The 21,352-nt window shown below is 72.5% G+C and carries 23 protein-coding genes; 8 read left to right on the top strand and 15 right to left on the bottom strand.

Annotated elements, in window-relative coordinates:
* The first annotated feature begins 74 nt into the window (after window positions 1–74).
* Window positions 75–881: a TrmH family RNA methyltransferase gene (locus Actob_RS09445; RefSeq protein WP_284919678.1), complete on the top strand. Its 807-nt coding sequence runs from the start codon at window positions 75–77 to the stop codon at window positions 879–881.
* Between the two features lie 24 nt (window positions 882–905).
* Here Actob_RS09445 and Actob_RS09440 read toward each other — a convergent pair whose 3' ends face one another.
* From Actob_RS09440 to Actob_RS09425, 4 genes are all read right to left on the bottom strand, one after another.
* Window positions 906–1,493, bottom strand: coding sequence for a dihydrofolate reductase family protein (locus tag Actob_RS09440; RefSeq protein ID WP_284919677.1), 588 nt, complete (start codon window positions 1,491–1,493; stop codon window positions 906–908).
* A 33-nt stretch (window positions 1,494–1,526) separates the two neighbouring features.
* Complete coding sequence (locus Actob_RS09435) at window positions 1,527–2,201, bottom strand: hypothetical protein (protein WP_284919676.1); 675 nt, start codon at window positions 2,199–2,201, stop codon at window positions 1,527–1,529.
* A 168-nt stretch (window positions 2,202–2,369) separates the two neighbouring features.
* The gene (locus Actob_RS09430; RefSeq protein ID WP_284919675.1) at window positions 2,370–3,488 is read right to left on the bottom strand and encodes an SPFH domain-containing protein; all 1,119 of its coding nucleotides are present in this window, start codon (window positions 3,486–3,488) and stop codon (window positions 2,370–2,372) included.
* A gap of 33 nt (window positions 3,489–3,521) precedes the next feature.
* Window positions 3,522–3,971, bottom strand: a complete 450-nt coding sequence (locus Actob_RS09425) for an NfeD family protein (RefSeq protein WP_284919674.1) — start codon at window positions 3,969–3,971, stop codon at window positions 3,522–3,524.
* Between the two features lie 110 nt (window positions 3,972–4,081).
* On the opposite strand from Actob_RS09425, the gene Actob_RS09420 reads away from it, so the two are divergent.
* Complete coding sequence (locus tag Actob_RS09420) at window positions 4,082–5,392, top strand: serine hydrolase domain-containing protein (protein WP_284919673.1); 1,311 nt, start codon at window positions 4,082–4,084, stop codon at window positions 5,390–5,392.
* A 32-nt stretch (window positions 5,393–5,424) separates the two neighbouring features.
* Here the strand turns inward: Actob_RS09420 and Actob_RS09415 are convergent, their stop codons facing one another.
* On the bottom strand, window positions 5,425–6,375 hold the full coding sequence (locus Actob_RS09415; protein WP_284919672.1) for a DMT family transporter: 951 nt from the start codon (window positions 6,373–6,375) through the stop codon (window positions 5,425–5,427).
* Between the two features lie 213 nt (window positions 6,376–6,588).
* Between Actob_RS09415 and pdxR the strand changes: the two genes are divergently transcribed.
* Window positions 6,589–7,998: a MocR-like pyridoxine biosynthesis transcription factor PdxR gene (pdxR, locus tag Actob_RS09410; protein ID WP_284919671.1), complete on the top strand. Its 1,410-nt coding sequence runs from the start codon at window positions 6,589–6,591 to the stop codon at window positions 7,996–7,998.
* A gap of 587 nt (window positions 7,999–8,585) precedes the next feature.
* Here pdxR and Actob_RS09405 read toward each other — a convergent pair.
* Window positions 8,586–9,392, bottom strand: a complete 807-nt coding sequence (locus Actob_RS09405) for a DUF3097 domain-containing protein (RefSeq protein WP_284919670.1) — start codon at window positions 9,390–9,392, stop codon at window positions 8,586–8,588.
* 89 nt (window positions 9,393–9,481) lie between these two features.
* Between Actob_RS09405 and Actob_RS09400 the strand changes: the two genes are divergently transcribed.
* The gene (locus Actob_RS09400; RefSeq protein WP_284919669.1) at window positions 9,482–10,264 is read left to right on the top strand and encodes a hypothetical protein; all 783 of its coding nucleotides are present in this window, start codon (window positions 9,482–9,484) and stop codon (window positions 10,262–10,264) included.
* Window positions 10,261–10,767, top strand: a complete 507-nt coding sequence (locus tag Actob_RS09395) for an NUDIX domain-containing protein (RefSeq protein WP_284919668.1) — start codon at window positions 10,261–10,263, stop codon at window positions 10,765–10,767. The genes Actob_RS09400 and Actob_RS09395 overlap by 4 nt, the downstream gene beginning before the upstream one ends.
* Window positions 10,768–10,771: 4 nt before the next feature.
* Here the strand turns inward: Actob_RS09395 and Actob_RS09390 are convergent, their stop codons facing one another.
* From Actob_RS09390 to fabG, 6 genes are all read right to left on the bottom strand, one after another.
* On the bottom strand, window positions 10,772–11,179 hold the full coding sequence (locus Actob_RS09390) for an NUDIX hydrolase (protein WP_284919667.1): 408 nt from the start codon (window positions 11,177–11,179) through the stop codon (window positions 10,772–10,774).
* Window positions 11,176–11,664 carry an NUDIX domain-containing protein gene (locus Actob_RS09385; RefSeq protein WP_284919666.1) on the bottom strand — a complete coding sequence of 163 codons (489 nt, stop codon included), beginning with the start codon at window positions 11,662–11,664 and terminating at the stop codon, window positions 11,176–11,178. The genes Actob_RS09390 and Actob_RS09385 overlap by 4 nt, the downstream gene beginning before the upstream one ends.
* Window positions 11,665–11,708: 44 nt before the next feature.
* Window positions 11,709–12,557 carry an HAD-IIA family hydrolase gene (locus tag Actob_RS09380; RefSeq protein WP_407653697.1) on the bottom strand — a complete coding sequence of 283 codons (849 nt, stop codon included), beginning with the start codon at window positions 12,555–12,557 and terminating at the stop codon, window positions 11,709–11,711.
* Entirely contained in the window at window positions 12,488–13,528 is a 1,041-nt protein-coding gene (locus tag Actob_RS09375; RefSeq protein WP_284919664.1) for a ferrochelatase, read from the bottom strand. The genes Actob_RS09380 and Actob_RS09375 overlap by 70 nt, the downstream gene beginning before the upstream one ends.
* A 62-nt stretch (window positions 13,529–13,590) precedes the next feature.
* On the bottom strand, window positions 13,591–14,358 hold the full coding sequence (gene fabI, locus Actob_RS09370) for an enoyl-ACP reductase FabI (protein ID WP_284919663.1): 768 nt from the start codon (window positions 14,356–14,358) through the stop codon (window positions 13,591–13,593).
* Between the two features lie 41 nt (window positions 14,359–14,399).
* A complete protein-coding gene (fabG, locus tag Actob_RS09365) occupies window positions 14,400–15,104 on the bottom strand; it encodes a beta-ketoacyl-ACP reductase (protein ID WP_284919662.1) in 705 nt (234 codons plus the stop codon).
* A 212-nt stretch (window positions 15,105–15,316) separates the two neighbouring features.
* On the opposite strand from fabG, the gene Actob_RS09360 reads away from it, so the two are divergent.
* A complete protein-coding gene (locus Actob_RS09360; protein WP_284919661.1) occupies window positions 15,317–16,423 on the top strand; it encodes a sensor histidine kinase in 1,107 nt (368 codons plus the stop codon).
* Window positions 16,420–17,082 (top strand): response regulator, encoded by a 663-nt coding sequence (locus Actob_RS09355; RefSeq protein WP_284919660.1) that lies wholly within the window; start codon window positions 16,420–16,422, stop codon window positions 17,080–17,082. Before Actob_RS09360 ends, Actob_RS09355 begins: the two co-directional genes overlap by 4 nt.
* Before the next feature lie 494 nt (window positions 17,083–17,576).
* On the opposite strand, the gene Actob_RS09350 is transcribed toward Actob_RS09355, so the two are convergent.
* The 3 genes from Actob_RS09350 to Actob_RS09340 are packed head-to-tail and all read right to left on the bottom strand — an operon-like array spanning window position 17,577 to window position 20,775.
* Window positions 17,577–18,527 (bottom strand): 26S proteasome regulatory subunit RPN10, encoded by a 951-nt coding sequence (locus Actob_RS09350; RefSeq protein WP_284919659.1) that lies wholly within the window; start codon window positions 18,525–18,527, stop codon window positions 17,577–17,579.
* Window positions 18,524–19,612 carry a DUF58 domain-containing protein gene (locus Actob_RS09345; RefSeq protein WP_284919658.1) on the bottom strand — a complete coding sequence of 363 codons (1,089 nt, stop codon included), beginning with the start codon at window positions 19,610–19,612 and terminating at the stop codon, window positions 18,524–18,526. Before Actob_RS09345 ends, Actob_RS09350 begins: the two co-directional genes overlap by 4 nt.
* A complete protein-coding gene (locus Actob_RS09340; protein WP_284919657.1) occupies window positions 19,609–20,775 on the bottom strand; it encodes an AAA family ATPase in 1,167 nt (388 codons plus the stop codon). Before Actob_RS09340 ends, Actob_RS09345 begins: the two co-directional genes overlap by 4 nt.
* A 348-nt stretch (window positions 20,776–21,123) precedes the next feature.
* Between Actob_RS09340 and Actob_RS09335 the strand changes: the two genes are divergently transcribed.
* Window positions 21,124–21,345 carry a hypothetical protein gene (locus Actob_RS09335; RefSeq protein WP_189336717.1) on the top strand — a complete coding sequence of 74 codons (222 nt, stop codon included), beginning with the start codon at window positions 21,124–21,126 and terminating at the stop codon, window positions 21,343–21,345.
* Window positions 21,346–21,352 lie beyond the last annotated feature (7 nt).

Raw genomic sequence — 21,352 nt, 5'->3', positions numbered from 1 at the left:
CCGCCCCGTGACCCCCTACTCCCATCTTGCCCCGCCGATGCTGATCCACAACGCCCGGTCGGCAGAATGCTGGTGTGCCCGCCATCGCCATCACCACCCCGGACGACCCGCGCATCGGTGACTACCGCGCCCTCACCGACCTGGAACTGCGGACCCGTTGGGAACCGCCCAACGGCCTGTTCATCGCCGAGGGCGAACTCGTCATCCAGCGTGCCCTGCGCGCCGGTTACCGGATGCGCTCGGCCCTGGTCGACGAGAAGCGGGCCGGGCAGCTCACCGGCCTGCCCGGCGACGCCCCGCTGTACGCGGCGGCCCCACCCGTCCTGGAGTCGATCACCGGGTTCCACGTGCACCGCGGCATCCTGGCGTCGTTCCACCGCCGCCCGCTGCCGTCGCTGGACGACCTGCTCGGCACGGCGCGGAACCTGGCGGTGCTGGAGGGCCTGAACACGCACACCAACCTGGGCGCGCTGTTCCGCAGCGCGGCCGCTCTGGGGATCGACGCCATCGTGCTCTCGCCGAACTGCGCCGATCCGCTCTACCGGCGGGCGGTGCGCGTCAGCATGGGCGAGGTGTTCGCCATTCCGTACACCAAGACGGAGAGCTGGCCGGACCCGCTGGTCGCGATCCGCGACGCCGGTTTCACCCTGCTCGCGATGACTCCGGCGCCGGACGCGGTAGCCCTGCAGCGGCTCACCCCGGAGCAGCGGAGGCGGCCGGCGCTGCTGCTCGGCGCCGAGGGGCCGGGCCTCACCGCTGACGCGCTGACGGCCAGCGATGTCCGGGTCGCCATCCCGATGCACAACGACGTGGACTCGCTGAACGTGGCGACCGCCGCGGCCATCACGTTCTACGAGCTGACCCGGGACGCGACGCGCTGATCACTTCAGCGGAGGGCTTCGGGATCACTCCAGCAGATAGGTCAGATGGGTGGCCTGCCCGGACGGCCGGGACCGCACCTGGCGCAGCCGCCGCGCGATCCCGCCGGTGAACAGCGGGGTGCCGGCGCCGAGCAGCACCGGCGCCAGGTGCAGCCGCAGCTCGTCGACCAGGCCGGCGTCCAGAGCGCCCCGGATCACCCCGGCACCACCCATGATCACCACGTCCCGGTCGCCGGCCAGCGAGACGCCCTTGGCGACGGCGCTGGCCACCCCGTCGACCACGAACGTCATCCGGTCGGCGAGCCGGACGCTCGCCGGCGGCACCCGGGTCACCACCAGTACCGGTGGCGTGGCGGCCCGATCCGCGCCGTAGCCCATCTCGTCGGTCCAGCCGTGCGGCCCGTCGATGATGTCGAACAGCCGCCGGCCCATGATCACCGCACCGGTGGCGGCGGTAGTGGTGTCCAGCACGTCGGCGTCGACCGGGTCGGGGTGCAGCGCCCAGGTGTGCAGCGCCTCGCCGCCGTCGCCCAGACCGTTGTCGAGGCCCGGGTTCGGCCCGGTCACGTACCCGTCCAGCGACATCGAGATGTCGGCGATCACTCGCGGCATGCCCGTCCCCTCTCGCGCGGTATGGGGACAGTCTCAGGCGCGCGGCACCAATCGGCCACCCGTCCAGGCCAGACCCATGCCGGCCGCGAGCAGCAGCAGCGCCCCGACGGTGGGCAGCGGCCGTACCGCGTACGACCCGGCGCCCAGCGCCACCGCGGCGAGCATCAGCAGCACCCCGTCGGCCGGGTTGACCAGCCGGGACCGGAACACCGCCCAGCCGAGCAGCAGCACCCCGCCTCCGCAGATCGCACAGGCCAGCTCGACCAGGATGGGTACCTGGCCGGCCGGCAGCGACACCGCGTCCACGCCGGTCCCGGCGGGCAGCGCGGCCAGCGGCAGCAGCAGGGTGGCGCCGGCCAGCGCGACCAGCAGGCCGGTCAGCGCGATCCGCCGGGTCCGCGCCCCGGCGAGCAGCCCGGCCAGGGCGATCAGCGCGACAGCGCCCAGCCAGCCGGCCAGCAGGGCGACCGGGAGCGGGCCGGGCGGGACGTTCACACCCAGGGTGAGCCAGCCGTACAGGACGGCGGCGGCCGGCAGCGCCCACAGGGCCAGCCGGGCGAACCGGCGCACCGACCAGATCCACACCGCCTCGCGCACCGGGGGTACGTAGTGGTCCGCGGCGCCGGCGGCCGGGGTGGCGGCGCCGACCCAGGCCGGGGCCACCCGCAGGGGCCGGCCGCTCGCGGTGTGACGATGGCTGATGCTCATGGCTCCGCCTCGCTCGCAGGGGCAACACGCCGAGCGGCCGGGGGTAACCGGTCGGGAATCCGTGACGAAGCATGTCAAATTCGGCGGAGATTGTGAGCATAATCTCAGGATTTATGCGGAAAAGCCGGACGGCCGGCCCCCTGCTGAGGCCGGCCGTCCGGATGAGGGTCAGGAACGCTCGGGCTGACTCGCTCCGTTGTAGTCCGCCCCGCCGATCGCCGACGCCGGCGGCACCTGCGGCGAGGCCGGCAGGGCGGCGGTCTGGTCCGGGTCGCCGGACACCTGCGCCTCGGCCTCCCGGACCTCCGCGTTCACCCGTTGGGCTTCCGCCGCGGCGGCCTCCGCGGCCTCCGCCGCCTCCCGCTCCACCGCACCGGAGTCGACCTGCGGCGACGGGACGTCACCGACCATGTTCGCCAGGCCGCCCAGCGCGCCGCCGAGACCCTCCAGCGCCTTGGTCAGCTCGGTCGGCACGATCCACACCTTGTTGGCAGTGCCGTTCGCGATCTGCGGCAGGCTCTGCAGGTACTGGTACGCCAGCACCTTCTGCGACGGGTTCGCCTGGTGGATCGCGTCGAACACCGTCCGGATGGCCTTCGCCTGGCCCTCGGCCTGCAGGATCCGGGACTGCCGGTCACCGTCGGCCCGCAGCACCGCGGCCTGCTTCTCACCCTCGGCGGTGAGGATCTGCGCCTGCTTGTGACCCTCGGCGTTCAGGATCGTCGCGCGGCGCTCCCGCTCGGCGCGCATCTGCTTCTCCATCGAGTCGCGGATGCTCGGCGGCGGCTCGATCGCCTTGATCTCCACCCGGGTGACCTTGATGCCCCACCGGCCGGTGGTCTCGTCGAGCACCGTGGACAGGTGCCGGTTGATCTCCTCGCGGCTGGTCAGCGCGCGCTCCAGGTCCAGCGAACCGATCACGTTCCGCAGGGTGGTGACGGTGAGCTGCTCGATCGCCTGGAGGAAGTTGGAGATCTCGTAGGTGGCCCGCACCGGGTCGACGACCTTGAAGTACAGCACCGTGTCGATCGAGACGACCAGGTTGTCCGAGGTGATCACCGGCTGCGGCGGGAACGAGACCACCTGCTCCCGCATGTCCACCTTGCTGCGCACCGCGTCGATGAACGGGACCAGCAGGTTCAGGCCCGGGTTCAGGGTCCGCTTGTAGCGGCCCAGCCGCTCCACCACGTCCATCCGCTGCTGGGGGACGATCCGGATGGAGCGGACGATGGTGGTCACCGCGAAGATGGCGATGACTATGACCAGGACAGCGATGACTGCTTCCATGGCGCCTCTCTATATGTTTCGAAGTACTTCTTGTCAGAGGTCGGGCAGCTCGTCGTGCCAGACCAGGGCGGTGGCGCCACGCACCTTGACCACGCGGACCCGCTGGCCGGCCGTGAACTTCTCCTTGCCGTCGAAGGAGCGAGCCTGCCAGATCTCGCCCTCGATCCGGATCTGGCCGTGGTCGGCGTCCACGTCCTCCAGCACGGTGCCGTGGTGACCCTCCATCGCCTCGATGCCGAAGGGGGTGTCACCGGTCTCCAGCGCGGATCGCGCGTGCCGCATGACCACCGGCCGGATCGCCGCCACCGAAAGGCCGGAGACCAGGGCGAACACGATGACCTGAAGAAGCAGCGGAGCGTCGAGGGCGGCCGCCAGCCCGGCCGCGGCCGCACCGGCCGCGAAGAAGATGATCAAAATGGTCGCGGTGAAGGCCTCGGCGATCGCCAGGGCGATGGCGAGGACGATCCAGAGAACGGCATCCACATCATCGATCGTGTCACGTCCACGCATCTCCGGCGATGCCATGGTACGGCGTAGCCGAACCGCGCTCGGACAGTTAGACCCGTCAGTCGCACAGCAGGAGGACCCCCACCGTGACACTGCTTCCGGAGACCGCCCGACGGGTCGACGAGATCGCCGCCCGGGCACAGTCCCAGGGCCGGGTGCCGTCCCTCGCCCTGGCCGTGGTCCGCGACCGGGCGGTGCTGCACTTCGCCGGTGCCGGGGAGAACCCGCGACCCGACCCGAAGACCCAGTACCGGCTCGGCTCGATCACCAAGACGATCACCGCGACGCTCGTCATGCAGCTGCGTGACGAGGGCTTCTTCGCGCTCGACGACCTGCTCTACCGGCACCTGCCGGGCACCCCGATCGGCGGCGTGACGCTGCGGCAGCTGCTCGGGCACGTCTCCGGCCTGCAGCGGGAGCCGGACGGGCCGTGGTGGGAACGCAACCCGGGCGGCGACGTGGAGCGGCTGCTGGGCGGGTTGACGTACGAAAAACTGACCGGTCCCCCGTTCCGCCGTTACCGCTACTCGAACCTGGCCTACGGACTTCTCGGCGCGGTCCTCGCCCGGGTCACCGGGCAGAGCTGGCCGGAGCTGGTCACCAAGCGGGTCCTCGACCCGCTGGGGATGAAACGCACCAGTTACCACCCGGTCGAACCGTTCGCCCGCGGCTACGTCGTGCACGCGCTCGGCGGTACCCCGCACGAGGAGCCGCGCCCGGACACCGGCGCGATGGCCCCGGCCGGCCAGCTCTGGTCCACCGTCACCGACATGGCCAAGTGGGCCGGCTTCCTGGCCGATCCGGCCCCCGCGGTGCTGGCCCGGGAGACGGTCGACGAGATGTGCAGCCCGGTCACCATCGGCGACCTGGAGTCCTGGACCGCCGGCCACGGTCTCGGCCCGCAGCTGTTCCGGGTCGGCGAACGCGTCTACGCCGGCCACGGCGGCTCGATGCCCGGTTACGTCTCGCACCTCGCGGTCCACCGCCGCAGCCGGTTCGGCGTGGTCGCCTTCGCCAACGCCTACGGTTTCGCCGGCGACGACGGCATCAAGGACCTCAGCCTGCGTACTCTCACCGCGGTCCTGGACGGCGAACCGCCCGCACCGGCCCCCGCCTGGCACCCGCCCGCGCCACCGCGGGGCGAGGCCGCGGAGATCTGCGGCCGCTGGTGGTGGATGGGCCGCGAGTACGACATCGCCCCGGACGGCGACGACCTCGCCATGACCGGCCCCGGCCACCACACCCGGTTCCGCCGCGAGGCCCCGGACCGCTGGCGCGGCGTCTCCGGCACCAACGAGGGCGAGACCCTGGCCGTCCTGCGCGGCCCCGACGGCGCCGTCTCCAAGATTGACATCGCTACGTTCCTCTTCAGCCGAAACCCCTGGGATCTCGCCTGAAACCCGCTTTACGGTACGGCTGGAGCGCCGCGCTACGCCCTGGCCAGCGCGGCGGCCCGGTCCGCCACGGCACCGGCGGCCGGAACGGCATCGGCGGCCGGAACGGCATCGGGCGCCGGGGCCCGGCTGGTCAGGCCGAGGGCCAGGCCAGCGGCCACGGTGGCGATGCCGAGCCAGACCAGCGGGCTCGGAGCCGGACCGCCGAGCGCCATCCCGGTCAGCGCCGCCGAGATCGGCGCCACCCCGGTGAGCAGACCGGTCCGCCCGGCGCCGATCCGGGTCACGCAGGTGTACCAGAGCAGGAACGCCATGGCGGTCACCGCCACCGCCAGGTACGCCCCGGCCAGGATGTCGTCGGCGTGCAGGCGGGTGACGGCGGCCGGGCCCTCGGTGAGCAGCCCACCGGCCCCGAACAGGACCACCGCCATCCAGGTGGCGTGCACCGACACGCCCAGCGGGCCGTGGCGGCCCAGGACCGGGACCGCCAGCAGTGTGAAGAGGGCTTCGCAGACGAATGTCACCACGGCCCAGAGCACGCCGGTGGCGTCGGCGCGGCCGAGGCCCTCGACCACTATCGCGCCGAGGGTGACGACGACGGCGGCGAGCAGCACGCGCGGGGCCGGGCCGCGACCCTCGAGCAGCGGGCCGCCGGCGGCGAGCAGCACCGGCACGCAGGCCACCGCGACACCGAGGACGGCCGGCTCGGCGTGGTGCGCACCGTGCACCAGGGCGATGTTGAAGAAGAACAGGCCGGCGACGGTGACACCGAGCAGCCAGAGCCATTCGGCGCCGCGGGGGCGGTGCAGCGCGGTCCGGGTACCGCGCGCCCAGGCGATCAGCAGCAGGCAGGCCAGCGTGTAGCGCAGGGTCTGGACGGTGAGGTTGGGCGCGGCGGCCAGGTGGGCGGAGACGGCGACGCTGCCGCCGACGAAAACCATGCCGGTCGCGCCGGCCAGGATCGGGAACGCCTTCATGGGTCTCATGCTCCCGGCGAGTATGGTCCGGATCGAGGACCAATCCCGACGGGACGGAGTGGACCAATTTCCGCGACGCAGGAGCACCCCGGGCCGGATTTCCCTCCATCGCGGGCCGCGGAGGCGGCGGCCTTCTCCCCGCCGCGGGCCGCGGAGGCGGCGACTCTCTCCCCGCCGCGGGCCGCAGAGACGCCTGCTCTCTCCCCGCCACGGGCCGCGGAGATGCCGGCCGGGTCGGATTTTCTTCAGCTGCGCGCCGCGGAGGCGCCGGCCAAAGGGCTGACCGGATGGCTGGCGGACGGGCTGCGCGGGGCGATCGCCGCCGGCCGCCTGGCACCGGGGGCACGGCTGCCGCCGACCCGGCAGCTCGCCGCCGAACTCGGCGTCTCCCGGGGCGTGGTGGTGCAGGCCTACCAGCGGCTGGTGGACGAGGGGCTGGCCGGGGCGCGGACCGGTTCCGGCACGGTGGTGGCCCGGCACGCGGCGGTCACCCCGCGGCCGCCGGCCGACCGGCGACGGACCTTGCACGAGCTGCGGCTGCCGCTGTCCACCCCGGACGGCATCGACCTGAACCTCTCCCCCGGCGTGCCCGACCTGTCGGCGTTCCCCCGGGCCGCCTGGCTGCGGGCGGAACGCGTGGTGCTGGACCGGGTGACCGCCGCCGACCTGGGATACGGCGACCCGGGTGGCATCCCCCGACTGCGCGCCGCGCTGGCCGCGTGGCTCGCGCGTACCCGAGGGGTGCTGGCCGAGGCGGACGACATCCTGGTGTGCGGCGGTGTCGCGCAAGGTCTCGCCTTGCTGGCGCAGGTGTTGACGTCCCGCGGCGAAGCCGCGTGGGCGGTCGAGGATCCCGGATCGCGCGGGGCCCGCGACCAGATGCTGCATTGGCGGGTACGCCCGGAGCCGGTCCCCGTCGACGACCACGGACTGCGCGTCGAGCCACTGATCGGAACCGGTCTGCGGACGGTGCTGCTCACCCCAGCGCACCAGTTCCCGACCGGCGTGGTGCTGGCCCCGGACCGCCGCCGCGAGCTGCTCGCCTGGGCCGCCGCCGGGGACCGCCTGGTGATCGAGGACGACTACGACGCCGAGCACCGCTACGACCGGGCGCCGGTCGCCGCCCTGCAGGGGACCGCGCCGGAGAGCGTCGCCTACCTGGGCAGCGTCTCCAAGTCGCTGGCACCGGGGATCCGGCTGGGCTGGCTGATCGCGCCGCGGCGCCTGCAGGCCGACCTGCTGGCCGCCAAGCACGCCAGCGACCTGGGTAGTTCGGCACTGCCCCAGCTGACGCTGGCCGAGTTGCTGGCGAACGGGGACTACGAGCGACATCTGCGTACGGTCCGCGCCCGGCAACGGGTGCACCGGGACGCGCTGCTCGCCGGGCTGCGAGCGCACCTGCCGCAGGCCCGGGTCCGCGGGGTCGCGGCCGGCCTGCACCTGCTGGCCGAGCTGCCGGCGGGGGTGGACGACGTCGCGTTCGCCGACCGGATCCGGGAGAACGGGGTGCTGGTGCATCCGCTGACCTGGCACCGGCTGCTCCCCGGACCGCCGGGCCTGGTGATCGGCTATGCCGCGCACCCACCGGACCGGCTCGCCGAGGCCGCCGCCCGCCTCGGCCGCGCCCGGTAGCCCGGCGCGTTCCCCGGTAGCCGCCGTCACACCCGGACAGAACCCGCCCAACCCCCGGCTGGTCCCCACAGCCCTGTCCCGACCCCACACCACCACCGGCCCGGACCCGAGCTGGCACCCACGGTCCCCTCACGGCCCCGGACACCACCACCACGACCAGCCACCAACCCCGGGCTGGCACCCACGGTCCCCTCACGGCCCCGGACACCACCACCACGACCAGCCACCAACCCCGGGCTGGCACCCACGGTCCCCTCACGGCCCCGGACACCACCACCACGACCAGCCACCAACCCCGAGCTGGCACCCACGGTCCCCTCACGAGCCCGGACACCACCACCACAACCAGCCACCAACCCCGAGCTGGCACCCACGGTCCCCTCACGGGCCCGGACACCACCACCACGACCAGCCACCAACCCCGGGCTGGTGCCCACGGTGCCCTCACGGGCCTGGACACCACCGCCCGGACCAGCCGGGGGGTTCGGGGCGGGGCAGGTGGCGTTGCGCGAGGGGGGCGTACCGGAAATGTCGGACTTCGGCCGGGAGAAGGCCGCGGGCCGGGACCGCGGGCGGCGGGCCGGGGCTCAGTCCGGGAGCACCGTCACATGGTCGATCAGCCGCTCCATCGAGTTGATCAGGGGCGTCTCGACATCGCGGTAGCTGTGCACCGAGGCCAGGATCCGCCGCCACATGTCGGCCGGCTCGCGCACCCCGGCGGCCTCGCAGACGCCCTCCTTCCAGGGGCGCCCCGGCGGGATGACCGGCCACTCGCGCAGGCCCACCCGTTCAGGTTTGACCGCCTGCCAGACGTCGACGTACGGATGGCCGGTGATCAGCACGTCGGGGTGGGTGACCGAGGCCACGATCCGGCTCTCCTTGGAGCCGGGCACCAGGTGGTCGACGAGCACCCCGAGCCGCCGCCGCGGGCCGGGCTGGAAGTCGCGCACCGCGCGGGCCAGCTCGTCGATGCCGTCCAGCGGCTCCACCACCACGCCCTCGATCCGCAGGTCGTCGCCCCAGATCCGTTCGACCAGGGCGGCGTCGTGGATGCCCTCCACCCAGATCCGGCTGGCCTTGGCCACCCGGGCGGGTGCCCCGGCCACCGCTATCGAGCCGGACGCGGTGAGCCGGCGCTGGGCCGGTGCCGCCTGCGGGGCGGGTTTGCGCAGCGTGACGACCTGCCCGTCGAGCAGGAACGCGGCCGGTTCGAGCGGGAAGTTGCGGCGCTTGCCGTGCCGGTCCTCGAGCACCACCGCGCCGTACTCGAAGCCGACCACCGCGCCGCAGAACCCGGAGTCGGCGTCCTCGACGACCAGGTCCGGCTCGGCGTCCACCTCCGGGATCACTTTTCGCCGGCGCCAGTTGCCGGACAGCACGTCCTCCCCATACATGAATCGCACGGTAACCCGTCCGTACGGACACGCCGGGGTGACGCTCCGAGCCGAGACAAGGTTCCGGGGTGGCACGTACCCTTGCTCGCATGTCACCCGCAGCAGATGCGGCCACCCGCACCGCCCGCCGGTCCACCCGCTTCGTGGCCTGGGTGCGGGCCTGGCGCGCCGGGCTCGTCCCGTTCGACGAGCTGGCCGACGAGATCGCCGGCGACGAGGAGCACCTCGTCGCCGATGTCCCGGGCACCTGGACCGACGTGCCGCTCGGCCAGGGCCTGCCGGTCTTCGCGAAGCTGCATCCCGACGACATCCGCCTGGTCCTGCCGGTCCCCGGCGACCCACGCGGCCTGCCCGGCCCGGGCCCGCTGACCGGGGCCGCGCTGCTGGCCGGCGAGGCGGTCATCACGCCCGGGTTCGGCCTGATCCCGGAGGTGCGCCGGCACACGTCCGGCTCGGGTGTGGAGTTCGAGACGGTGGTCTGGCGGGTGCTGCCGGCTCCCGAGCACCGGCCGGTCTTCCAGATGGGTGCGGCCGAGGCCGAGGCCGAGCTGACCGCGGCGCTCGGCGAGGCCACCACCCGGCTGACCAAGCTGGACGTGGCGCAGTGGCGACCGGAGCTGGCCGGCGCGTTGCAGGCGTTGCGCAGCCCGGAGAGCACCGCCACCCTGCCGGCCGGCTTCGACCCGCGCTCGCGCCGGCTGTTCGCCAGGGCCAGCGTGCTCGACCGGGTCCTCGCGCTCGCCGAGACGAACGCGCCGGGTGGCGCGGTGAACGGTTACGAGGCCCAGCAGCGCGACGAGGCGCTGCGTCCGCTGACCGCCGCCTGCCGGCAGGCGCTGGTCGCGGCCTGCAACGCGCCGCTGCGCCCGTGACGCCCGACCGGCACGCGCACTGCACGTTCTGCGGGGCGCGGTTCATGCCCGAGCAGCCGTGGCCGCGGCGGTGCATGGCGTGCGGCGAGACGACGTACCGGAATCCGACGCCGGTCGCGGTCGCCCTGCAACCGATCGGTTCCGGTCTGCTGGTGGTGCGGCGTGGCATTCCGCCGGCCGCCGGGCGGCTCGCCCTGCCGGGCGGCTTCATCGAGCTGGGCGAGACCTGGCAGGCCGCCACGGCGCGCGAGCTGGGCGAGGAGACCGGCCTGGCAGCCGACCCCGCCGAGGTACGCCTCTTCGACACGCTCAGCGCCCCGGACGGCACGTTGCTGATCTTCGGCTTGTTGCCGCCGCTCGCCGACCCGGGGCAGTTGCCCGGCATGCCGCAGCCGGAGGTGCTCGGCCTGGAGGTGCTGCACGCCCCCGCCGAGCTGGGCTTCAGCCTGCACACCCGGGTGGCCGCCCGATGGTTCGCCGAGACGGCTCACCTGGCCGTCTGACGGGTCAGTCGATCAGGTCGGCGGCGACCAGCTCGTCCAGCAGCAGCTGGATGGCCGGGGCGCAGCGGACGGTGTCGGCCGAGGTGAACCAGGCGAGCTCGGCGATCTCGTTGGCCGCCGCGGGCACCGGGTCCGGGATGCCGGGTTCACCCAGAAAGGTGATCAGCCGGACCCGGGTGCCGGGTGGGCGGTTGTGGGCCGGTGCGTCGATCGTACGGAAAAGGCGCAGCCCGGCGGCCGGCACCGGGATGCCGACCTCTTCCCGGGCCTCCCGCGCCGCCGCCTCGGCGGGTGTCTCGCCCGCCTCGATCTTGCCGCCGGGCAGGTAGAACGCGTCCGACGCGAAGGCCCGGACGACGAGCACCTGACGTTTGCGCACCCACACCCACGCGGCGGCGACGACGTCGCTCATGCCAGCACGAAGGGGTCGCCGGACTCGAATCGAGCAAGATCTTCGAGGGTACGGCGGGTGTTCGGTCCCGCCGTCTCGGGCAGCGCGTCGACCGGATGGAACGCGGCGTCGACCGTCTCGTCGGTCTCCCGGAGCAGCTCGCCGGACCAGGAGTCGGCCCGGCAGGCGAGCGTGACGTGCTGGTACGGCTGTCCCCAGGCGCTGGTGGTCAGCTGCTCGCCGGAGTACAGCGCGAACGGCGTGACGGCGTGCACCACCAGGCCGGTCTCCTCCAGCACCTCCCGGATCGCGCACTCGCGCAGCGTCTGGTGCAGCTCCATGGTGCCGGCCGGGAGCGCCCACCGGCCGTTGTCGCTGCGCCGGATGAGCAGCACCCGCCCCTGCGCGTCGCGCAGCACGGCACGCGCCCCGATGGTCATCAGCACCCGCCCGGGCCCGACCGACTCCCGCAACTGCCCGAGGTACGACTCTTCCCACGCCGGCACGGACGCGACGTTATCCCACGCCCCGCCCGCGCCGGGTGCCCGGGTCAGATCTCGTCGATCAGGTCGGCGACCGAGTTGACGATGCGGGACGGGCGGTACGGGTACGTCTCGCTCTCCATCCGGCTGCTGATCCCGGTGAGCACCAGGATCGTCTCCAGCCCGGCCTCGAGCCCGCACAGCACGTCGGTGTCCATCCGGTCACCGATCATCGCGGTGGTCTCGCTGTGCGCGCCGATGGCGTTCAGCGCCGAGCGCATCATCATCGGGTTCGGCTTGCCGACGAAGTACGGCTTCACCCCGGTCGCCCGGGAGATCATCGCGGCCACCGAGCCGGCCGCCGGCAGCAGCCCCTCGGTGGACGGGCCGGTCGCGTCCGGGTTGGTGCAGATGAACTTGGCGCCACCGTTGATCAGCCGGATCGCCTTGGTGATCGCCTCGAAGCTGTAGGTGCGGGTCTCGCCGAGCACCACGTAGTCCGGGTCGAACTCGGTCAGCACGTAACCGGAGGCGTGCATCGCGGTGGTCAGGCCGGCCTCGCCGATCACGTAGGCGGTGCCCCCGGGCCGCTGGTCGGCGAGGAACTGCGCGGTCGCCAGCGCCGCCGTCCAGATCGACTGCTCGGCCACCTCGAAACCCATCCGGGTGAGGCGGGCCTGCAGGTCACGGGGGGTGTAGATGGAGTTGTTGGTGAGAATCAGGAACGGCTTGCCGGACGCCTTCATCCGGTTGACGAACTCGGGTGCGCCGGGGACCGGCTGGCCCTCGTGGACGAGCACGCCGTCCATGTCGGTGAGCCAGCTCTCGATAGCTTTGCGTTCCTTCATTAAGCGGCTCCAGGTCGCTTGGCGGGGCGGGACGGAGGAGTGCAACAGTCGCTGGGGCACACGTCCCAGGTCGGGAGCGTACCCAGCCCGGTGTGCGGTTGATCACCGAGCCGCTCCTGGACCAGCTCGCGCACCATCGCGACGAACCGGGGGTGCACGCCGGGGGTGGCGGCCCGCGCGTAGCCCAGGCCGAGCCGGGCCGCGGTGTCCCTCGCCTCGTTGTCCAGGTCCCAGATCACTTCGAGGTGGTCGGAGACGAAGCCGATCGGGCTGACCACCACGTCGGTGACGCCCTTGCCGGCCAGCGCCTCCAGGTGGTCGTTGATGTCCGGCTCCAGCCACGGGACCTGCGGCGGTCCGGAGCGGCTCTGCCAGACCAGGTCCCAGTCGAGGTCCTCGGCCGCGCGCTCCCGCACCAGGCGGGCGGTCTCCTCCAGTTGGGCGGTGTAACGGCCGCCGGTCGGTCCGGCGGTGCGGGCCATGCCGACCGGGATCGAGTGGGCGGTGAAGACGAGCCGGGTGGTGGCCCGGCGGGCCGGGTCGAGGGTGGCCAGCGCGGCGCGGACCCCGTCGGCCTGCGGCTCGACGAAGCCCGGGTGGTCGTGGAACTGCCGCAGCTTGCTGATCAGCGGGGCTTTCGGCCCGACCGCCTTGCGGGCCGCGGCGATGTCCTCCCAGTACTGCTTGCAGGACGAATAGCCACCGTACGCGCTGGTGGCGAAGCCGAGCGCGTGCTCGACCCCGTCGTCGCGCATCTGGGCGACGGTGTCCGCGAGCATCGGGTGCCAGTTGCGGTTGCCCCAGTACGCGGGCAGGTCGATGCCGTGCCCGGCGAACTCGGACCGGACCGCGGCCAGCAGGTCACGGCATTGCTGGTTGATCGGGGAAACCCCGCCGAAGTGCATGTAGTGCTCACGCACCTCGGCGAGGCGTTCGTCCGGGACACCGCGCCCGCGCACCACGTTGCGCAGGAACGGCATCACGTCATCGGGTTTCTCGGGACCGCCGAAGGAGAGCAGGACGAACGCGTCGTAAACCACCGGACCATCCTGCCACCGGGCCGGTCAACCGGCGCGCGGTAACCCGTCTGCTGTCAGCGGTGTCACGCGCCGAGCGCGTGGTAGCCCCCGTCGACGTGCACCATCTCACCCGTGGTCGCCGGGAACCAGTCGGAGAGCAGCGCGCAGATGGCCCGCGCGGTCGGCTCGGTGTCGGTCAGGTCCCAGCCCAGCGGCGCCCGCTCCGACCAGGCGTCCTCGAACTGCTCGAAGCCCGGGATCGACTTGGCCGCCATGGTGCGCAGCGGCCCGGCCGAGACCAGGTTGCTGCGGATCCCGTGCTTGCCCAGGTGCAGCGCGAGGTAGCGGTTCGCCGACTCCAGGCCGGCCTTGGCCACGCCCATCCAGTCGTAGACCGGCCACGCCTTCGTCGCGTCGAAGGTCAGGCCGACGATCGACCCGCCGGAGCTCATCAGCGGCAGCGCCGCCGTGGCCAGCGACTTGTACGAGTACGTCGACACCTGCAGCGCCGTCGCGACGTCCTCCCACGGCGCGTCCAGGAAGCCGCCGCCGAGGCAGCTCTGCGGGGCGAAGCCGATCGAGTGGACCACGCCGTCCAGCCCGTCGACGTGCTCGCGCACCTTGTCGGCCAGGCCGGCCAGGTGCTCCTGATTCGTCACGTCCAGCTCGATCACCGGCGCGGCCTCGGGCAGACGCTTGGCGATCCGCTCCACCAGCGACAGCCGGCCGAAGCCGGTGAGTACGACCGTGGCGCCGTTCTCCTGGGCCACCTTGGCCACGTTGAAGGCGATCGAGGCGTCGGTGATGACGCCGGTGACCAGCAGCCGTTTTCCGGCCAGCAGTGCAGACAAGTTTCTCTCCTGAAGAAATCTGCGGCTCTGAAATTCTGGGGTCAGTGCCCCATGCCGAGGCCCCCGTCGACGGGGATCACGGCGCCCGAGATGTATGCCGCGTTGTCGCTCGCCAGGAAGGTCACCGCCGCGGCGACCTCGTCGGGGGTGGCGAGCCGGCCGGCCGGGACGGCCTTCATGATCTCGGCCTTGCGGGACTCCGGCAAGACGTCGGTCATCTCGGTCTCGATGAAGCCGGGCGCCACCACGTTCGCCGTGATGTTGCGGGTGCCCAGCTCGCGCGTGATGCTGCGGGCCACGCCGACCAGGCCGGCCTTGGACGCGGCGTAGTTCACCTGACCGGGGCCGCCGTACAGGCCGACCACCGAGGAGATGAAGATCATCCGGCCCCACTTGGCCCGCAGCATCTTGGCGCTGGCCCGCTTGGCGACCCGGAACGCGCCGGTCAGGTTGGTGTCCACGACCCGCTCGAACTGCTCCTCGGACATCCGCAGCAGCAGCGTGTCGTCGGTGATCCCGGCGTTGGCGACGAGCACCTCGACCGGGCCGAGCTCGTTCTCCACGAAGCTGAACGCGGCGTCCACCGACGCGGCGTCGGTGACGTCGCACTGCACGCCGAACAGGCCCTCGGGCGCGCCCGAGCCGCGGTGGGTGATGGCGACCCGGTCACCCTGCTTTTCGAACGCCCGGGCGATGGCCAGGCCGATGCCGCGGTTTCCGCCGGTCACCAACACGGTGCGAGGCACAGCGCAACTCCTTCGAGAGGTACGGGTCATACCCTGGTAGGGGGTACCGCAGGGCGACGACAGTCCGGTCCCGCGTCACTAGCCTGCTGGGAATGGAGACTATCGGCCCCCAGCGGCGGCACACGGTAATGGGGCCGCTGACTTACCTAACGTTCAAAAGGGAAACGCCCAGGCCCCCGATCCGGAGACGCGGTTTCCGGTACGCGATTCCGGTGCTGCTGTTCCTCCTGGTGAGCCTCGCCTTCGGGATGGCCGCGACGCTGGAGGAGACCCGGACCCTGCCGCCGCTCGCGATCTACACCATCTCGGCCGGCGCGGTGCTCCCGGTGGTGATCGCCTATCGCCGCCCGGTGGCGGCCTGGCGGCTGACGTTCGTGATGCTGTTCGCCGGCGTGATCAACGCGGATGTCGGCACGCACGCCGAGCCCTGGCCGTGGAACGCGGTGCAGATCCTCGCCGCGCTGTTCGTGCTGGGCCGGCTCGCCGCGGTCAGCGAGGCGCGGGTCACCGTCGGCGCGACGCTGCTCACCCTGGTGCCGGTCTTCCTGTTCTCCCCGCACGCCAACCTCTGGGGCGCCGCCGTCGCCGTCGTCGCGGTCGCCTCGCTCGGCAGCATCGCGTCCTTCCGGCGCCGCGCCCGCGAGCTGATCGCCGAGCAGACCGAGCTCAGTGAGCTGGAGCGGGCCCGCCGGGCGGTGCTGGAGGAACGCACCCGGATCGCCCGGGAGATGCACGACGTGGTCGCCCATCACATGTCGATGATCGCGGTGCAGGCCGAGACCGCGCCGTACCGGCTGGCCGGCCTGCCCGCGGAGGCGAAGGACGAGCTGGCGTCGATCGCCGGGGCGGCCCGGGAGGCGCTCACCGACATGCGCCGGCTGCTCGGCGTGCTGCGGGCCGAGGACCAGGCCGCCGAGCGCGCCCCGCAGCCCGGTTACCCGGAGATCGTCGAGTTGGTGGCCACCGCGCGCAAGGCGGGGCTGCCGGTCACCGGGGAGCTGCCGCCGCTGGCCGGGGTGGACGAGGCGGCCGGGCTCGCGGCGTACCGGATCGCGCAGGAGGCCCTGGCCAACGCGGCCCGGCACGCGCCGGGCGGCCCGGTGCGGATCCTGGCCCGCGCCGACGGCGACCGCCTGGAGCTGCGTGTGGAGAACGAGTTGACGACCCCGCCGGAGCCCGGGCACAAGGCGGGCCACGGGTTGATCGGGATGCGTGAGAGGGTGACCCTGCTGGGCGGCGAGCTGACCGCCGGTCCGGACGGCGCCGGCGGCTACCGGGTGCTGGCCCGGATCCCCCGACAACCCGAAGGGGTTCGATGATCAGGGTGTTGATCGCCGACGATCAGGCGATGGTCCGGCAGGGCTTCGGGGCGCTGCTGGCCGCGCAGCCCGACCTGCTGGTGGTCGGGGACGCGGCGGACGGCGCGGCGGCGGTGAGCGCCGCCCGGCAGCTGAACCCGGACGTGATCCTGATGGACGTCCGGATGCCGGTGATGGACGGCCTGGAGGCGACCCGGCGGCTGGCCGGCGGCCCGTCCGCGGGCGGCCCGAAAATCCTCATCCTGACCACGTTCGACCTGGACGACTACGTCTACGAGGCACTGCGCGCCGGGGCCAGCGGCTTCCTGCTCAAGGACGCCCCGGCCGCCGACCTGGTGCAGGCGGTCCGGGTGGTGGCGGCCGGCGAGGCGCTGCTCGCCCCGTCGGTGACCCGCCGGCTGATCGCCGAGTTCGCCGCCCGGCCGGCCGGCGACCGGCCCCGCCCGGTGGCGCTGAACGCGCTGACCCCGCGGGAGACCGAGGTGCTGCGGCTGATCGCCCGCGGCCGGTCGAACCAGGAGATCGCCGCCGATCTGGTGGTCGCCGAGCAGACGGTGAAGACGCACGTCGGCCGGATCCTGACCAAGCTGGCGCTGCGCGACCGCGCCCAGGCCGTGGTGTTCGCCTACGAGACCGGCCTGGTCGCCGCCGGCGAGTGAACAGGCGGCCCGCATGCCACGAATGACCACGGACGGGTGTTCCGTACCACCCGCGCGCGGCCTGAGTTTCTTAAGTTGTCTTTAAGGGGTACAGTTCCCGGCGGTTCCCAAGGCCCGACGAGCTGTGGAGGTGATCGCTGTGCGAGATAGCGATCCTCCTAGTCGTGGCCGGGACGCTCGTCAGCGCCTCTGACCGCTGACCAGGTTTTCTCCCACCCGTTCCCACCGGATCCCGCCTGATCGCGGGAGCTCCGGGCGTGTCGTGTGCGCCGCGACATCCGGGGACCGGGCATGGCCGCGACGTGACCTGCGCGCTCGCAGTAACCCCGCCAGTCACGATGCGGAAGGTGGCTCCACCATGAAGAACCTCATCGCACCCCTCGGCCTCACGGTCCTGTCCGCGTGGGTCGTCCTCCTGTTCGTGCTCGCCGCGCACAACACGCCATGAGCCCCGCGGCTCACGGTGGGCCGGGACTGCCAGGGACACCGCGCCCTCACGGCAGACGCGAGGTCCACAGCAGACTGGACGCCGCACCGAGCAGGGCCAGCAGCAGGGCGGCACCCGCGTACCACTGGGTGACCTCGCGCGGCTGCGTCCGGTGCCCGATCGAGCTGCCCATGTCCTCGTAGACCTTCTTCAGCTCGCTCACCGAGGCCGCCTCGTAGAAGTAGCCCTTCGTCCGTTCCGCCAGCTCCTGCAGCGAGAGCCGGTCCACCGGCACCCGCTGGAGCTGGCCGCGGATGTCCACCACGCCGGTGTCGGTACCGAACGCGATGGTGCTGACCGGCACGTTCGCCCCGGCCGCGGCGGTGGCGGCGTCCTCGATCGACCGGCCCGACGTCCGGTAACCGTCGGACAGCAGCACGATCCGGGCCGGGGGCGCGCCGTCCGCGCCGTCCGCCGGCACCGAGCGGATCGCGTCCAGCGAGGTGAACACCGCCTCCCCGGTCGCCGTCGCCTCGGCGAGGGTCAGGCCGTCGATCCCGGCGATCACCTCGGACCGGTCCTTGGTCGGCGCGACGAGCACGTTCGCCGCTTTCGCGAACGACACCAGGCCCAGGTTGTAGGTGGGCGGCAGCTCGTTGACGAACGCCTTGGCCGCCTCCTGCGCCGCCTCGATCCGGCTCGGTGCCACGTCGTCGGCCTGCATGGACAGCGACACGTCGATGGCCAGCATCACGGTGGCGCGTTCCAGCGGCTGCTCGGTGTCCACCGACGGGCGCGCCGTGGAGAACGCCAGCGCCGCCATCATCAGCAGGAACGCGATCGCCGACACGTGCCGGCGCCAGCCCAGGCCGTTCGGCGCCAGGGTGCGCAGCAGGTCGACGTTGGTGAAGCGCATCGCGTACTGCCGTTTGTGCAGTTGCCGCCAGACGTAGGCGCCGGCGACGGCGAGGACGGGCAGCAGCGTGAGCAGCCACCACGGAGCCAGGAAACGGATCATCGAGTGGTCCCCCGGGTGCGTGCGTGTCGTTGGGCGGCCACGAAACGGACCATGTCCAGCAGCCAGTCGGTGTCGGTGCGCAGCCGCAGGTGGGAGGCGCCGGCCGCGCGCAGGGTGCGGGCGATCGCGGCGCGTTGCTCGCCGGCCGCCGCCGCGTAGCGCTGCCGCAGCGCCGGGTCGGCGGTCTGCACCTCGTGCAGCGCACCGGTCTCCGGGTCGGCCAGGGTCAGCACGCCCACGTCGGGCAGCTCCAGCTCACGCGGGTCGACCACCTCGATGGCCAGCACGTCGTGCCGCACGCCGAGTTTGCGCACCGGCCGCGCCCAGCTCTCCACCGGAGCCAGGAAGTCGGAGATCACCACGGCCACGCCGCGCCGCCGTGGCGGCCGGTTGAGCAGGTCGATCAGGGCGCCGAGGTCGGTCCGCCCGGGCCGGATCCGGGTGCGCGCGATGGCCCGCAGCAGCCCCTGCGCCTCCTTGCGCCCCGGCCGCGCCGGCATCCGCACGACCGACGGGCCCGGCGGATCGGTCACCGCCGCCCTCCGCTTGAAGAGACCACGACCGAAACCACTTTCCGGTACGAGTGAGCCGGTGCCCACCACCGCACCGATCCGATTGCCGCCCCGCGCGGTCAGATGGGTGACAGCCGTCGCGGCGGCGATCACCAGGTCCCGTTTCAGCCACTTGGCGGTGCCGAAGTCGAGGCTGGCCGACAGGTCGATGGCCATCCACGTCTCCAGCTCCCGGTCGGCGACGGTGCGCCGCACGTGCGGGAGCGTGGTGCGGGCGGTGACCGGCCAGTCCATCCGGCGCACGTCGTCGCCGGGCCGGTACTCCCGGGACTCGCCGGCCTCGGTGCCCGGCCCGGGCAGCAGGCCCACGTAGTCACCCTGCAGCAGCCCGTCCAGCTTGCGGGTGACCAGCAGCTGGAGTTTGGCCAGCACGGCCTCGGCCCGGGCCGCCTCCGCCAGCGGCGCCGGGACGGTCCCGCCGGACGGGGTCGAGCCGATCCCGCCGGACGGGGTCGAGTCGGTCCGCGCCGCCTGGTCCAGCGGCGCCGGCCCGGATCCGATCGGCTGGCTCATGCCTGGCCGGGCCAGCCGGGGCCGTTCGGCGGGAACGGGGTGCCGGCGCCGTTCACCGGGTACGCCGCGCCGGCCGGGACGCCGCTGGTCGGCTGCGCACCGTTCGGCGCGGGCGGGACGTGCGCACCGTTCGGCGAGGTGCCCTGGCGGGAGGCGACCGACGGCATCGGCACCATCTGCATGATCCGGGCGACGATCTGGTCGGCCGGGACGTCGTCGGCGAGCGCGTCGTAGCTGAGCACCAGCCGGTGCCGCAGGATGTCCGGCGCGACGTCCTGCAGGTCCTGTGGCAGCGCGTAGTCCCGGCCGCGGAGCAGGGCCAGGGCGCGGGTGGCCCGGACGATGCCGAGCGAGGCACGCGGGCTGGCGCCGTACTGGATCAGCTGGGCGACGTCCGGCATGCCGTGCTGGGCCGGGGCGCGGGTGGCCAGGACCAGCCGGACGGTGTAGTCCACCAGCGCGTTGTGCACGAAGACCTGGTCGGCACGGCGCTGCAGGGCGAGCAGGTCGGCCGGGGTGAACACCTGCTTGGGCTCGGGCGCGCTGACCCCCATCCGGTAGACGATCTCGCGTTCCTCGGCGTCCGTCGGGTAACCCACGATGATCTTCATGAGGAAGCGGTCGCGCTGCGCCTCGGGCAGCGGGTAGACGCCCTCCTGCTCGATCGGGTTCTGGGTGGCCATCACCAGGAACGGGTCGGGCACGTCGTAGCTCTTGCCGCCAATCGACACCTGGTGCTCGGCCATCACCTCGAGCAGCGCCGACTGCACCTTGGCCGGCGCCCGGTTGATCTCGTCGGCCAGCAAGAAGTTCACGAAGACCGGGCCGAGCTCGACGTCGAACTGCTCGCTGCTCTGCCGGTAGATCCGGGTGCCGACGATGTCGGCGGGGACCAGGTCGGGGGTGAACTGGACCCGGGAGAAGGTGCCGCCCACCACCTTGGCCAGGGTCTCCACGGCGAGGGTCTTGGCCACGCCGGGGACCCCCTCGAGCAGGCAGTGCCCGCGGGCCAGCAGCGCCACGAACATCCGCTCGACCATCCGGTCCTGGCCGACGATGACCCGCTTGACCTCGAACATCGCCCGCTCGAGCTGTGACGCGTCGTGCGCCGGCGGGACCGGCTCCGGGCTGGTCTCGGTCTCGGGCGTGCTGGGCTGCGCCACCGGTCCTCCACAACGGTCAACATGTGCCGGCGCTGATGCCGACGCTCAAGACTTACACGACAGACAACTACACACGGCTGAGAGGTTCCTAGGAGCATAGAAACCCCGTCCGTCACCTGTCCGTCATCATCGTCGCGTCCCGGAGAGATCTCCGCAGCCCACGGCACTATCGGCCGAACATGTTGATCTTTCTGCGCGATCCGCCGGAACGGGCACGCTCACCGGGTGGATACGGAAGTCTTTGAACCGTGTAGCATTTAGTACGTCGCCGGGCGGCTTCCCCCGTGGCCGCCCGGCGCTAAGCTTTCTTTTTCATTTCTCCCAGGTCGTTCCTTTAAGTTGGTCGACATGGTCGAGGAACTCTCCCCGCAGTGCTCCGCCAAAGGTTGTCGCGCGTCGGCGGCCTGGCAATTGCTGTGGAACAATCCCAAACTTCATGCCCCGGAATACCGCAAGACCTGGCTGGCCTGCGACGATCATCGGGTTTCCCTGGGCACCTTCCTGGAGGCCCGCTCCTTCCTCCGGGAAGTGACCCCTTTCGTCTCGGCAGATGATGCTTCCGTCTCCTAGGCTCTAG

Source organism: Actinoplanes oblitus (assembly GCF_030252345.1).
Lineage (GTDB): Bacteria > Actinomycetota > Actinomycetes > Mycobacteriales > Micromonosporaceae > Actinoplanes > Actinoplanes oblitus.
Note: the sequence above shows the minus strand (reverse complement) of the source record. Positions and strands in the feature narration are given on the sequence as shown.